14 protein-coding genes and 1 pseudogene are annotated in these 13,723 nt (G+C 39.0%); 5 read left to right on the top strand and 10 right to left on the bottom strand.

What is annotated here, in order from left to right; translation table 11 throughout:
- The first annotated feature begins 123 nt into the window (after positions 1-123).
- Complete coding sequence (dnaN, locus tag ACX27_RS00485) at positions 124-1,278, top strand: DNA polymerase III subunit beta (RefSeq protein ID WP_062287055.1); 1,155 nt, start codon at positions 124-126, stop codon at positions 1,276-1,278.
- Between the two features lie 367 nt (positions 1,279-1,645).
- Entirely contained in the window at positions 1,646-2,269 is a 624-nt protein-coding gene (locus ACX27_RS00490) for a hypothetical protein (RefSeq protein WP_062287057.1), read from the top strand.
- A 449-nt stretch (positions 2,270-2,718) separates the two neighbouring features.
- On the opposite strand, the gene ACX27_RS35540 is transcribed toward ACX27_RS00490, so the two are convergent.
- The 5 genes from ACX27_RS35540 to ACX27_RS00515 all read right to left on the bottom strand — a co-directional run bounded on the left by ACX27_RS35540 (position 2,719) and on the right by ACX27_RS00515 (position 4,938).
- Positions 2,719-2,934, bottom strand: a complete 216-nt coding sequence (locus ACX27_RS35540) for a YbaK/EbsC family protein (RefSeq protein WP_062287061.1) — start codon at positions 2,932-2,934, stop codon at positions 2,719-2,721.
- Between the two features lies 1 nt (position 2,935).
- Positions 2,936-3,184, bottom strand: coding sequence for a YbaK/EbsC family protein (locus tag ACX27_RS00505; protein WP_062287063.1), 249 nt, complete (start codon positions 3,182-3,184; stop codon positions 2,936-2,938).
- Entirely contained in the window at positions 3,181-3,354 is a 174-nt protein-coding gene (locus ACX27_RS32155) for a hypothetical protein (RefSeq protein ID WP_158507326.1), read from the bottom strand. Before ACX27_RS32155 ends, ACX27_RS00505 begins: the two co-directional genes overlap by 4 nt.
- Before the next feature lie 25 nt (positions 3,355-3,379).
- Positions 3,380-4,024, bottom strand: a complete 645-nt coding sequence (locus ACX27_RS00510; RefSeq protein WP_158507327.1) for a class I SAM-dependent methyltransferase — start codon at positions 4,022-4,024, stop codon at positions 3,380-3,382.
- Positions 4,025-4,197: 173 nt separating this feature from the next.
- Positions 4,198-4,938 (bottom strand): amino acid ABC transporter ATP-binding protein, encoded by a 741-nt coding sequence (locus tag ACX27_RS00515; RefSeq protein WP_062287067.1) that lies wholly within the window; start codon positions 4,936-4,938, stop codon positions 4,198-4,200.
- A 137-nt stretch (positions 4,939-5,075) separates the two neighbouring features.
- Here ACX27_RS00515 and ACX27_RS00520 point away from each other — a divergent pair.
- Positions 5,076-6,010: pseudogene (locus ACX27_RS00520) on the top strand (Rpn family recombination-promoting nuclease/putative transposase).
- Here the strand turns inward: ACX27_RS00520 and ACX27_RS00525 are convergent.
- The 3 genes from ACX27_RS00525 to ACX27_RS00535 all read right to left on the bottom strand — a co-directional run bounded on the left by ACX27_RS00525 (position 6,011) and on the right by ACX27_RS00535 (position 9,320).
- The gene (locus ACX27_RS00525) at positions 6,011-7,159 is read right to left on the bottom strand and encodes an amino acid ABC transporter permease (protein WP_062287069.1); all 1,149 of its coding nucleotides are present in this window, start codon (positions 7,157-7,159) and stop codon (positions 6,011-6,013) included.
- 127 nt (positions 7,160-7,286) lie between these two features.
- Positions 7,287-8,216 carry an amino acid ABC transporter permease gene (locus tag ACX27_RS00530; RefSeq protein WP_062287071.1) on the bottom strand — a complete coding sequence of 310 codons (930 nt, stop codon included), beginning with the start codon at positions 8,214-8,216 and terminating at the stop codon, positions 7,287-7,289.
- A 60-nt stretch (positions 8,217-8,276) separates the two neighbouring features.
- Entirely contained in the window at positions 8,277-9,320 is a 1,044-nt protein-coding gene (locus ACX27_RS00535; RefSeq protein ID WP_062287073.1) for an amino acid ABC transporter substrate-binding protein, read from the bottom strand.
- A gap of 501 nt (positions 9,321-9,821) precedes the next feature.
- On the opposite strand from ACX27_RS00535, the gene ACX27_RS00540 reads away from it, so the two are divergent.
- Together ACX27_RS00540 and ACX27_RS00545 are read left to right on the top strand one after the other, a co-directional pair.
- Positions 9,822-10,379 (top strand): hypothetical protein, encoded by a 558-nt coding sequence (locus tag ACX27_RS00540; RefSeq protein ID WP_062287075.1) that lies wholly within the window; start codon positions 9,822-9,824, stop codon positions 10,377-10,379.
- A gap of 77 nt (positions 10,380-10,456) precedes the next feature.
- Positions 10,457-11,101, top strand: a complete 645-nt coding sequence (locus tag ACX27_RS00545) for a DUF3318 domain-containing protein (protein ID WP_062287077.1) — start codon at positions 10,457-10,459, stop codon at positions 11,099-11,101.
- A 50-nt stretch (positions 11,102-11,151) separates the two neighbouring features.
- On the opposite strand, the gene ACX27_RS00550 is transcribed toward ACX27_RS00545, so the two are convergent.
- Both ACX27_RS00550 and ACX27_RS00555 read right to left on the bottom strand, forming a co-directional pair.
- Positions 11,152-12,639: an esterase-like activity of phytase family protein gene (locus ACX27_RS00550; protein ID WP_062287079.1), complete on the bottom strand. Its 1,488-nt coding sequence runs from the start codon at positions 12,637-12,639 to the stop codon at positions 11,152-11,154.
- A 177-nt stretch (positions 12,640-12,816) separates the two neighbouring features.
- The gene (locus tag ACX27_RS00555) at positions 12,817-13,614 is read right to left on the bottom strand and encodes a 7-carboxy-7-deazaguanine synthase QueE (RefSeq protein WP_062287081.1); all 798 of its coding nucleotides are present in this window, start codon (positions 13,612-13,614) and stop codon (positions 12,817-12,819) included.
- Positions 13,615-13,723: the final 109 nt, after the last annotated feature.

Below are 13,723 nucleotides of genomic sequence, written 5' to 3' on the forward strand. Positions count from 1 at the left end.
ATTTTTATGGTCTTATTCCCGGTGAGGGAATAGCGAGAAAACGTGAATATTGACTAAAGTAAAAAATACTCGTACCTACCTTTAATTTATAACCTCTAACTCCTAGCCTCTAATTCCTCCCCTATGAAATTACTTTGCTCCCAAAGCGACCTCAGCACTAATCTTTCCCTTGTTAGTCGTGCTGTACCATCACGACCGAATCATCCTGTGTTGGCGAATATACTTTTACAAGCAGATGCGGAAACGAACCAAGTTAGTTTAACGGCTTTTGATTTGAGTTTGGGTATCCGTACTAGCTTTAGTGCAGAAGTTTGGCAAGGAGGTGCGATCGCCATACCTGCTAAACTCTTGGTAGATATTACCTCGCGGTTGCCAGAAGGGGAAATCACCTTAGATGACGAGGCCTCTGAAGCATCCACAGGTGAAGGTTTAATTGTCACCCTCACACCCAAAAGCGGCTATTATCAATTACGCGCTATGAGTGCGGAAGATTTTCCCGAACTCCCAATTATTGAAGATGCAGAACCAATTAATTTAACAGCCGCCGCCTTAATTGAAGGACTGCGGGGTTCGTTATTTGCTACTAGTGCTGATGAAACCAAGCAAGTTCTCACAGGTGTACATTTGAGTGTGAAACAAGACACTCTAGAATTTGGTGCGACTGATGGACATCGCCTAGCGGTGGTAGAAACCACAAACGAGAGTCCTTTGGCTGGTGGTGGGCAATTAGAAGTGACAGTACCCAGCAAAGCCTTACGAGAACTAGAAAGAATGTTGGGGCATAATGCTGCGGCTGAGGATGCGATCGCCTTATACTTAGACCAAGGTCAAGTTGTCTTTGAATGGCAAAATCAACGCTTAACTAGCCGCACTTTAGAAGGGCAATATCCCGCATATCGCCAACTCATTCCCCGCCAATTTGAGCGACAAGTTACAGTTGACCGCAAACAATTTTTAAGTACTTTAGAAAGAATTGCTGTACTAGCAGATCAAAAGAATAATATAGTTAAACTCACCATTGATCATGCTGCCCAAGAATTAACTTTATCTTGTGAAGCGCAAGAAATGGGCAGTGGTCGAGAGTCCATACCTGCGGAAATCTCTGGCGAAGATATCGAGATTGCGTTTAATGTGAAATATTTAATGGAAGGACTCAAAGCTTTGCCATCTTCCGAAATTCAAATGCACATTAATCAAAACCTCACACCAGTCATTTTTACACCACTGGGAGGGTTAAAGATGACTTATTTAGCTATGCCGGTGCAGATGCGTAGTTAAGAAGATTTTGGGGAGGGCGATCGTATTTCTACCTGAATTATCTTTATCATTTTTTTGTAAAATGGTATAATATGTAAAAAAATAGCTCTCAACACCCTTGTCAAACAAACATTTCAGTTTTCTAATCAAACTTTTTTTTTACTTTTATTCTTATTTGCACCCATTATCATCAGCAAATAGCTCATAAATTTTCATACGTCATTAATTTAAATCTATATCCAAGCTTAGTCTTATCAGACACTAAAAAATTCAGATGTATTTAATACATACTTAGTAAATTATCAAAATTTTGTAATTATTTGTTACAAAATTACCAGTCATGATATAGTGCAATCTAATCTTGGGTAGAAAAAGCGAATAATAAACAATGTGGGAAAATGTCATTGCTACATTGATTGCAGCAGCAATCACTGGCCCTATAGGTTATTTTGTGAAGTCTAAGCTTACAAAAGAGAAATATCTTCCAGATGCTCCTGCTTTGGACTCCAAGCAGATGTACAGGTTTGTCAGCGGAAATTGGTATCTCTATCACTTTACAATAGACAGTAAATTATCCAAATTTCCGATTCTTGTATCGTCAAAGTTGCAAATGGTGATCAACTCAAATTTGGTTGTAAATGGATTCGAGGACGTACAAGTTGATCACCGGAGGGCGCTCAACTACAAGTTGCGTGGTCAAATCCGAGCAGGGCAACTTCATTTCACATGTATTTGTGCTCAGGATTCTAGCGAAGTATATTCTGGTATGTTTCCCAATCTCCTTGATGATGATGCAATCGGCATCATTATTGCTAGGGATTATGATCGTAATCTGTACGCATCTCCAGCTTTAATTTCAAAGAAGCAAAAGAATCGTGATGAGGCTATTAGTATACTCAATAATTCTGAAGTCAAGTTCTATCACTCTGCATCCTCGTCTAGTAATAAAAAAATTTGGTTGATCCTACAAGATTCAATGGAAAAACAAACAAACTTACGATGTCCTCTTTAGGATACTTAGTTAAATGCAGAGGTGTAGCGACCTGCAATTATAAATTATCCAAGCTACAATTCTCATTGTTTTCAACCAGGATTATTGGCAACTAGAATTTAATTTAAACCAGAATTACTTGTAAAAAGCCAGGATTAATGCAACCGACCTGCAATCATTCGTTTCTACCAGCATTATTTGCAAATAAGATCAATATCAATACTTTACTAGGGCTGATTTGTAAGTGTTGACAGAGGTTATCAAACAAACTCATTTTGAAATTCCATAAATTAACTTTAAATTCTTCTATCGTTGTATTTAATTCTGGTTTGCTCAGGTCTTGATTGCAGGTTTGAGAGATTGGCATGTAGGTTGCTACATTTAGGCAGCATAGCTAGATATGAATTAAGCCTTTCCACAAAGTACCAGAAATTTTTTATAAAAATATATTTAATGTATTTGTCTTATCTTTACAGAATGCGGGCTTTATTGCCTAGCATTACTGATTTAAAATCTTCACCACTTATACAAATTGTAGCATCATTACGTCCAGGATTTAAGTAAATATACTTTTGTTTGAACAGAGTTGAAGACACTACAAGCTGTACATTAAGCTCGTATCCAAAAGGAGCAAGTCCTCCTACCTCTGTACCCAAAATTTGAGATAGAGTCTCCGGATCACACATCTTAGTTTTCTTGATACAAAACAATTTTTTTAATTTTTTTAAAATCTATACGTTCATTTCCAGAAATTGTTACCACAATTAAATTATTTCCTGCTTGTAGAGCCAGAGATTTTGTTCCTTCTTCCTCAGCATGATTTAAAACTTTGCTTGCAGTTTCAGAAGTGTAAACAGGCTCATGTTCAAATAATTGAAATTGAATTTTATTCTTTTCAAGATAAGCAATTATTCTTTGGTAAAGCAATGTTATCATTTGATATTATCTCCTGTAATGACTAAACTATGAGTTAAATTTTTAAATCTAGAAATAATATTGGATTCATTCAACAAAAACTTCTTGGCACTTCTAGATTTTTCTTCTGGTAAATAGGCTTGATTTAGTAAAGGTATTTCTAGACAAGCGTTTAAACCTTTAATTTCCAAATTCCTAAATCCGTGAAATATTATCTTAATACTTTTGTCTGTATAAAAACGGGCATAAGAAAAAAATATCTCCTCTTGTTTTTCTGATTTGATATAATTGAATTTCAGATAAGCTACTTATCGTGAATTTGGTCATACATCGGAAGATATTTCTCAGAGAAAATCTTGAATAAACCATTATGAAGATGATCCCATTAGGTTTTAGAACTCTTTTTATTTCATTGATAGATTGTTTATATTTTAAAGAGTGAGAAAATGAACCATACAGAGAAATAACTGCATCAAAAGTATTTGTATTAAAATAAGATAAGTCTTCCATATTAATCTGATAAAAATCTACATTATTAAATCCAGAGTATTTAATTTGGGCTTGTTGAAGCATATTATATGAAATATCAACACCAGTATAATTGAAGTTGGTATCTAGAAAATCTGATATTAATTCATATGCCAGTCCAGAACCGCAACCTAAATCTAATACTTTACAGCCTTTATACAAATACTTACAAAGCATATCTCTGATAATAGAGTTTTCTGCCAAGCTAATTCCATCATTATACAGTTGATCATAAACATTTGCTAAAGAGTCATAGTAGAGTCTACTTTCCTCATTAGATAACACACTTAAAAATTCATATTTTTTAAATTGAAAATATTGTTTGTCGTGCATATTTGTAATTCCTTTAAAAAAATTTATTAACATCCTCTCAGCTTTATAAAATATTGTCGATACAGAATTCTCCAACGGCAATGCGTGACATGATGGTTTTGAGTGCATCAGGGCTAAAAGGTATACAGAGATTCTCACAAAATGATTGTGAATTCTGCTGTAAGCTTTCCAATCTAGAGAATTTGAGATAAAAATTGGCGCGTTCTGTCTTCTTGCGGGTTAGTAAAAAATATATCAGGTGTTGCTGACTCTACAAGAGAACCGCTATCCATCAGAATTACTCTGTCAGCAACTTCACGGGCGAATCCGACTTCGTGGGTAACTACAACCATCGTCATTCCATCACGGGCGAGAGTACGCATCACATCTAATACTTCGCGTACCATTTCTGGGTCTAAAGCTGATGTAGGTTCGTCGAATAGCATAATTTTAGGCTGCATAGCCAATGCACGAGCGATCGCTACCCGTTGTTGTTGTCCACCAGATAACTTTCCAGGGTATTTCCGCGCCTGTTCTAATATTCCTACTCTTTCTAACAGTTGCATTGCCAATTCTTCAGCTTTTGCTTTTGATAAGCGACGTACCCAAATTGGCGCTAAGGTAATATTTTGCAAGACGGTGAGATGGGGAAACAAATTAAATTGTTGAAAAACCATTCCCACTTCTTGCCGAATTGCTTCAATATTCCGCAAGTCGTTACTTAGGGTAATACCGTCAATAATTATTTTTCCTTGTTGATATTCTTCTAAAGCATTAAATGTCCGAATAAAAGTTGATTTCCCTGAACCAGAAGGCCCCATTAATACTACTACTTCTCCTCGATTAACAGTTAAACTCACACCTTGGAGGACATGAAATTTTCCATACCACTTATGAACATTCTCAGCAATAATAATTGATTCTTTACCTATCATCATTAATTTTTCAACCTAAATTGTATTTTTAACAACATCTATTAAATAAAAATATTGCCTAAATTGTATCAAATTGACGGCTCTGAAAATTGGCAATTGATGTATTATTAAATATTAGTACTGTTACAAAAAAGTCGGTGTCTAAACCAGCAGATACAGGTGGTAAGCGATTAATTAGTCTCGCTCCCGATGCCTGGGTAAAATGGGTGACTCAGCGCCCAGAAGTTATAGCAAAAGAAATTTTAGGTTCTGAGTTTCAGTGGATTAGCCGAGAAACAGATGTGCTTGTAAAAGCATACAGTGAGGTGTGTGGCGATTTTTTGGTACTCACGGAATTGCAATTGCGCTACACAACCAAAATGCCTTTAAGGATGAGGGCTTATGCGGCTTTGGCAGAGGAACGTTATCAACTGCCTACTTATCCAGTATTAATCAACATTTTGCCACCGCCAACGACAGTAACAGTTGTCAGTAGTTACGAGCGAAGCGAGAATTTTTTGGATTACGCGCTATCCAAGATTATCGTGTGATTAACTTGTGGGAAGTAGACGCTGAGATTGTGTTTCAGCAACCAATACCATCTTTATTGCCATTCGTGCCGATATTGCGAGGCGGCGGAGAAGCATCTGTTGTACAACGCGCACTACAAATACTACGAGCAGATGACCAGTTCAACCAGTTAGAATCATTGCTGGCATTTTTTGCTAGTTTTGTGTTAGAGACACCTTTAGTACAGCAAATTATGAGGTGGGATATGACAGTATTAAGAGAATCACCTTGGTATCAAGAAATTTTAACTGAAGGTAAAGAATTGGGTCTTCAACAAGGCTTAGAGCGAGGCTTAGAGCGAGGTTTAGAGCGAGGCTTAGAACAAGGCTTAGAGCAAGGTGCGCGACGGCAATTAATCCGGGTGTTGCAACGACGCTTTGGTGAAGTTCCACCTTCAGTAGTCGCAACTTTGGAAAGTGCGAGTGTAGAACAGTTAGAAAATCTTATGGATGCGGCTATTACTGTTAGTTCTTTGGCAGAATTTCTGGCTGTCTTATCTGATGAAAGCGATACCGCACAATAATTAATTAAACTGCCTCTCTAACCGTTGGGAGACTAACGACATTGAATAACAAAATAGCCAGTAAATTAACCCAACAAATAAATAAACTTCTGCATAGCGCCCGATAAATTGTGGTTGTGCCAAAATGGAACGAGAAATACCTGTTAATTCTACTAAAGCTACTAAAGATAATAGTGAAGTATCTTTAAATAAGCCAATAAATTGTCCGACAATTGCTGGAATAACTGCCCGTAAAGCTTGAGGAAGGACAATTAATAAAATTACCAATGGTGTTTTTAATCCTAATGCTTTAGCGGCTTCAATTTGCCCGTGAGGAATGGCTTGTAGTCCGCCACGGACATTCTCTGCCATATAGGCCGCACTAAATAAAACTAATCCGGCAATTCCTCTAATTACTCTATCTAAACGCCAATCTGTTGGTAAAAACAAAGGTAACATGACTTGAGCGAGAAATAAAATGCCAATTAGTGGTAATCCTCGCACAATCTCTATATATAGAATAGAAAACCAACGTAAAATAGGTAAATTACTAGTACGTCCTAAAGCTAATAAAACCCCTAAAGGAAACGAAATTATAATACTCACAACTGCCATTAAAACAGTGAGTAGTAAACCATTCCATAAATTTGTCGGGACGTTTTGTAAGCCCAATCCTCCACCAATTAGCCAGATAATTACAGGAAATGATAATAACCAAAATGGAGATAGCCAAGGAGTTATGGTTTTATAAAATGTTTTGCCAAGCCAAAAGCTTGTTAATGTTAATGTTGCAATAAATAGTAACCATATACGCGAGGTCAAATCCAAGGGCAGAATAATTAATAATAGACTATAAATAAAAGCAAAAATGGCTAATCCTAGCTTATTTAAACTTTGTTTGTTAAATACAATACCGCTAGTTAGAGAAAATAAAACAGATGCTATAGCCAAAACAATCCAAGCACGCCAATACAGTGTTTGCGGAAACCTCCCGACTAAAAATAAACGCAAGTTAACTTGAATAACTGCCCATTGTGCTTGAGTAGTTGCCCAATTTATTACGTTATATAATCCCCAAAATATAAATACTAAACCGACAACAGTTAACAAGCTGTTGTACCAAGTGTTAAATAAGTTTTTCCGTAGCCAAGTTAATTGATAATTTATCATTTGTTACTTTTTATAGAACTCATATTTGATTTGTAGAAAAAATACAGTGTACTCCAAAAATTCTCTTCCCTACTCCCAGTCTTTTCAGATAATTTCAAAAATCAAACCCAATTCCTATATATCTGTTTTATCTCTCTGTAATTTGTACGGTACGATTGAGCAAATTCATAATAATAGAGATGGTTAAGCTGAAGGTAAGGTAAGTGAGCATAAGTAGTAACATTACTTCTACGGCTCTCCCGGTTTGATTAAAGGTGGTGGAAGCGACAAAATAAATATCGGGATAACCAATAGCGATCGCTAAACTAGAATTTTTCGTCAAATTCAGATATTGACTGGTTAATGGCGGAATAATTACCCGCAATGCTTGGGGAAAAACTACTAAGCGCATTACTAATCCTGGTTTTAAACCTAGCGATCGCGCCGCTTCCCATTGTCCTTTAGGTACTGATTGAATACCACCCCTGACAATTTCTGCAATAAACGCACCTGTGTAAAAAATCAATCCCAACAATAAAGCCGAAAACTCTGGGGAAAAATGAACCCAAGGTAAATCAATTCCATTTTGACTAAAGCTAATAAAACCCCACAAAGAAACTTTGTTTTCAACTTTGGGAAAACTCAAAAAAACAGCAAAGTACCAAAATAGTAATTGCAATAGTAAAGGGGTGTTCCGAAAAATCTCTACATAAATTAAGCTGATATTTCGGACTAACCAGTTATCTGATAACCTCGCTATCCCAGAAGTTATACCGACAATTGTCGTGAAAAAAAAAATGCCTGCGATCGCCACACGCAAAGAGTTAATCAATCCCACCCATAAAGCACGAGTATAGGTATCAGTGGCTTTATAAGTAATTGGCGTTTCACCAATGTCAAAAGATGCTTGCTGCTTGAGAAAATCAAATCCGAATTGAATACCTAATTGTTGTAAGTTACGGTTCAGGTTACTCCAAAGTATTGTTACTAAAATAGCTGCTAAAAATACAGCAATAAATTGTGCTGTGATTTGCCAAAAACGATGATCACGCCAAATGGGCGGTTTGTCATTTGTCATTAGTCATTTGTCCTTTGCCAAAAGTAGACTATTAAAGTATGAAATTTCATACTTCACACTTCATCTAAATGGTGGGGAATAAAGTAATCCACCTTTTGACCAGAGTTGATTTTGACCACGGGCGAGATTGAATTTTGTTTTAGGGCCGAGGTTGCGATCATATACTTCCGCGTAATTACCAACGTGTTTGATGACTCTAGCAGCAAAATCGTTAGTTAAGCCAAGTCCTTCACCTAAGTTGCCTTCTGTGCCTAAAAAGCGTTTAATATCTGGATCATTAGTGTTAGCCATTTGCGCCACATTTTGAGAAGTAATACCCAACTCTTCGGCTTTGACGAGGGCATAAACTACCCATTTCACAATGTTGTTCCAGTTGGTGTTTCCTTTGGCAACTGCTGGTGCAAGCGGTTCAGAAGAAATCACCTCATCTAAAATTACGTTATCTTCTGGTTTGGGTAGATTCGTCCGGCGCGAAACCAAGGCAGAACGGTCGGCTGTCACTCCGTCACAACGTCCTTCAGCGTAGGTGGCAAAAGTAATATTTACATCTTCAAAAACAACAGGTTTGTAAGTTATACTGCGTTTCCGCATTTGGTCGGCTAAATTTTGTTCGCTAGTTGTACCAGTTTGCACACAAATTGCTTTGTCTTTCAAGTCTGCCAAGGATTTAATATTGCTAGTTTTGCGAACCATGATGGCTTGCCCATCATAAAAGACGACAGGCGCAAATTCCAAACCTACGGAGGTATCACGGCTGAGTGTCCAAGTTGTGTTGCGACTGAGAATATCTACTTCCCCAGTTTGGACGGCGGTGAATCTTTCTTTGGCGTTGAGATTGCGAAATTCGATCGCATTGGGATCATCAAACATTGCTGCTGCCACAGCACGGCAAACATCTACATCTATACCACTGTATTTACCGTCAGTACCCACAAAGCTAAAACCGGGAATTTCGCCACTCACACCGCAAATTAACTGACGACGACTTTTAACTGTATCAGTGCGATCGCTGGCTGTATTTGTGGTTTGGCTTGATTCTCCACTACAAGCAGCAAGTGTCAAGATTAAAGGTGCGATCGCCAGAATCCAAGCTGATTTCCACATAAACTTTCGTGAATATTAAACCCTGAAAAATGTGTTGACGACTACAATATTTTGGTAAAAAATCAGTCGATGTTTGTAATATAAGGCTTTTTGGAGATTTTTTAACATCTGTGTTGTCAAGCAGTTTTATTTGATTTTGATGATCATCAGGCTTTAGATTCCCGACTTCTTCAAGAAATTAAGCATCTATTTTTTACTTAAAATTGGAAATTTATCTAGCTTTTTATTACTCATGGTATGTGAATTTTTAACTATTACTTGAAATACTGATTCTTGAGATACAAAAATTGCGAAATGTTTTGTCCTTATGAGTACTTTCTCGAACATAATTTTCTTATTTCATAGAATTTAGACATATCAGGCGAAAAAATCCGAAATTATGCAGTAATTTATTGCATACTTCTCAACAAGCAGAAGTCGCCACATCAACCTAAACATAGACCCCTAGCAGGTTACACTAGTTTTGGTGACAGCCGCTCCACCATTTCTTACGAGGCTTTTATGGGAGCAAATCTCGAACAGATTGCCAATTACTTAGACAAACTAGGTTGGGACTACCGCTTTGATGATGAAGAAGACCGTATTATCACAGGGGTGGAAGCTGATAACCTAGAAGATTTTCTGATAGTTGTTCAACTAGATGAGGAGGGAAAGTTTTTCCGCATTTTTGCGCCTCAAGTTTTGGCTGGAGTGCAAGACCATCCTTACAAAGCGGCGATTCTCCAGACGATGTTAGCCATTTCTTGGGAAACCAAAATGCTGCAATGGGAATATGACCCATCAGACGGCGAAATCCGGGCGATTATTGAATTTCCCTTGGAAGACTCGATTTTGACAGAAAAGCAATTTCAACGTTGTTTGAGTGGGTTAATTCAAATTGTCGATAGTATAGCTATCCCGCGGTTGAAAGAAGTTATGGCTACAGGGGAAGATCCTGGAAACGTGGAAATTGGCGAAAGAATGTTACTCACGATTCAGGAAGAAGCACCAGGGTTACTGGAAATGTTAGAAAAGGCGATGGAGGCCAGAAAAAAGCGGGGGACTTTTCCAAGTGACTGAGGCGGATCACCACTTAAATAGCTATACTCCAAAGTGATACCCTCTCTATATACTGAAATTTTCTAGGGCTGGATTTTATGACATCCTATGCAACCTCCTCTGCCAAAGCAGAAATGAGTGAACTCCGGCGATTAAAAGGCTTATTACCACCAGAATTGCAAAGCTGGGTCACAGTTGAAGGCACAACTGAGGTCAATCCACCCCTGATCCGCAGCGAAGAAATTGGTAAAGACCAAGTAGAAATTCAAATTGACTTGGTGAAATGGGATGCTTTGGCTATGGATCAGCGTAATCTGCTGTTCTGGCATGAAGTTGCCCGCATTCAAATGGACACAATTCCCAAAGATGGTTGGGAAATGGCAGCATTGGCTATTGGTTTAGGCGGTGCTGTGGGTGAATTGTGGGTACAAGATGGATTGTTGCTGGTGTTAGCCTTGGCGCTATGTGGCGTTTCTGGTTGGCGACTTTATCAAAAGAATAATGGCGAAAAGCAAATGCGAGAATTGCTGGATGCTGATGAAAAAGCGATCGCACTAGCAACTCGTTTTGGTTACAGTCTCCCCAATGCTTACAAGAGTCTCGGTAGTGCCTTGAAAACCTTAATTGATACTACTCCCAGCAAACGCCAACGGTCTCGTTATGAAGCACGACTTTCTGCCCTCAAACGCAGCGCCAACAAGGCAAAAGCTAAATCTCGCACTCCCGAAGATAGCGGACTGTAACTACAAAGAATTATCTTGGGTGGGCAGTACCCACCCAAACCAGCATTTATTTACTTTTGCATAGATTTAAACTGCCGCTTCACAAATAAACTACTAGCAGCTAGTAAAATTAGTCCCGCCGTTGTGGTTGGTTCGGGGACTCTTGCTGGTGGTACAAATCCGTCCAATTCTGCTTGGCTGGCGTTTAAGGCATAAACAAAGGTCGGAATTAAAGACTGTCCTGTAGGACAACCACTATCAATGGGGACTGTAGAGGAGTTTATCCCATCTGTACACACGTCAAATTGTTCATTATCGCCATTTTGAGTCACGCTGAAGTCGTTATCTGTCCCCACAATCAAGGCGTAAGAACCATCAGCAAGCTGCGGCCCAATTGCCAATCCTTCAAATTTTTCGGGAATGGGTTGTCCAGCATTTCTCAGAAATTCGGCAATATCCGCAAACAAAGTCTTACTAACGGGTGTGACTCCAGTTGGTAAATCATTGATACCTGTCAAGCTAATATCAGTCACATTGGTTGCACCAGTCAAATCAATTTTGTAGATGCGTTTACTAGCAACAGGGATCGCACCTGTGGGATCTTCCACACCCACACCACGATTATCCCGTTCCAGGACTAAAAATTCGTTATTGTTCAAGGCTGTAATGGAACTAATACCAATATTGCGCCCTTGAGAATTGGCTCCAAAAGTATCATCAGGGACACGAGCATTAATATCTGCCAAACTTTCTAGCTGATAGATGTATTGAGCAGTACTATTCCCGGTGTTGGTGTCAAATTCAACTATCCGTAAATTGCGGCTGCGTCGTCCATCTGGGGAACCTTCGTTAACTAACGGGTCTTGCAGCATGGCAAATAGGCGGCTACCGTCTGGGCTAAGGGTTACGCCTTCAAAGCCACGATTGTCTTGACGACCAGTAGAAATAGTTGGACGACCATCAACGTAGTTAATTGTGCCGTCACTTTGTCTGGGGATCAGATTGCTGGGGGTATTAAATGCCCGAATAAAAGAACCAGTGGGGCTAAATTCGTAGACAGAGGGGCCATATTCATCGGAAACGTAGAAATTGCCATTCGGAGCGATCGCAAATCCTTCTGGGTCAAAACTGCGACCAAGAATGCTGGCATTCCCATTAAGGATTCCCGGATTCAAGCCATTAAAGTTTTGACCATTTTGGGTGAAGAGAATCGTGTCTAATAACTGGAAATTACTGATAGCACCTGTATTTTGGTCAACATCTAAAGAAAATTTCTGCACTCGTGGATTGTAGCTGATGACACCACCACCGGGGCCGCGATCAGCGAGACTATAGTACACATTATTGTAGCGATCGTAGTACAGGTCAGAGAAAAACCCTAGGCGATTAGTATTGGCGCTATTAATACTAGAAGCAGATAAATCTGTACTATTGGCTGAAATTGTGATGCCATTAACCAGAGACACAGCACTAGCAGTAGTCGCTGCTCCTGTAATACTCACGACGGCAGTGACCAGGGAAAGACCGAATCCAGAAATCCAATGCTTGACAGAAATCATGTATACCTTGCAAAAAGACACAGTGGTTTCAGCTTTGGACTTCTAGATTAAAGAAAGGTTATCAGAAAATTAAGGTAGTCAATATCACATGGTTACTTAATAGAATACGGTTTTGACACGGAAAAATCTTCATCAAAGTTTCACACTACTGAAAACTCAGCATTCATCACTTTTTCTTCACAATTGATTGAGCATTTTATGAGTTTGCGGCACAACCCGGACATGAGGCACAAATTTTTTCATTAAAGCTTGCCACATCAGCACTTGGTCAGGATTTGGAGCAAGTAGGGGTTTAGCCGTGAACTGTTCAGAAGCAGGTAAGGGGGTAACTGGTTGTAAAAAAACAGGAACTTTTGGATTGATATCTGCTATCAGTAAAGCTGTTTTTTGCAACTCATCGGGATTTGTATTTTGCGAAATAATTATCTTGACAAAAACATCCAAAGATGGGTTGTTGTGGCATAATTGGAGAAATTTTGTATGTTCTTGCCAATAAGTCTCGCCGCTGACGCTAGGCAGTTTCCAATCCATACCCACAGAGTCGAGGTAAGGCAAAATCATCGCCAGTTGTTCTGGGCGATGTCCCCCAGTCTCTAGGTATATTGGTAAACCAGTAAGCGATCGCACTTGGGGCAGAAATTCATCCAAAAAAGGGGCATGTAAAAGCGGCTCACCGCCAGTCAGGCTAATGCTATCGTGTAGCAACGGTAGATTTTGACGTTTAATCCAGTCGAGTAATATGGTTAAGGGGACGGGATTAGAGTGAATTTCAAACTCTCGTGATCCAGGTGATCGTTCTACCTTACAGGTAGTGGGTGCATTCCATGTGTGGGAGCTATCGCAAAAATTACAGCGTAAGTCACACAAAGCAAAGCGAATAAAAATTTGACGTGTCCCGACATTCAATCCTTCCCCTTGAATAGCAGAAAAGACCTCAATCAGTCGTGCGGTAGGTTCTGTAGTGTTAGCAGTCATGGGATAGTAGCAAAGCGATCGCACTGTGGCGATATCAAAACAAGTACATTTTTTTGTTCTTGTTCTATTGTGAATCGTCCTTGGCAATCTCGGCTCTAACCCCAGATAA

Origin of the sequence: Nostoc piscinale CENA21, assembly GCF_001298445.1 — a bacterium.
GTDB lineage: Bacteria > Cyanobacteriota > Cyanobacteriia > Cyanobacteriales > Nostocaceae > Nostoc_B > Nostoc_B piscinale_A.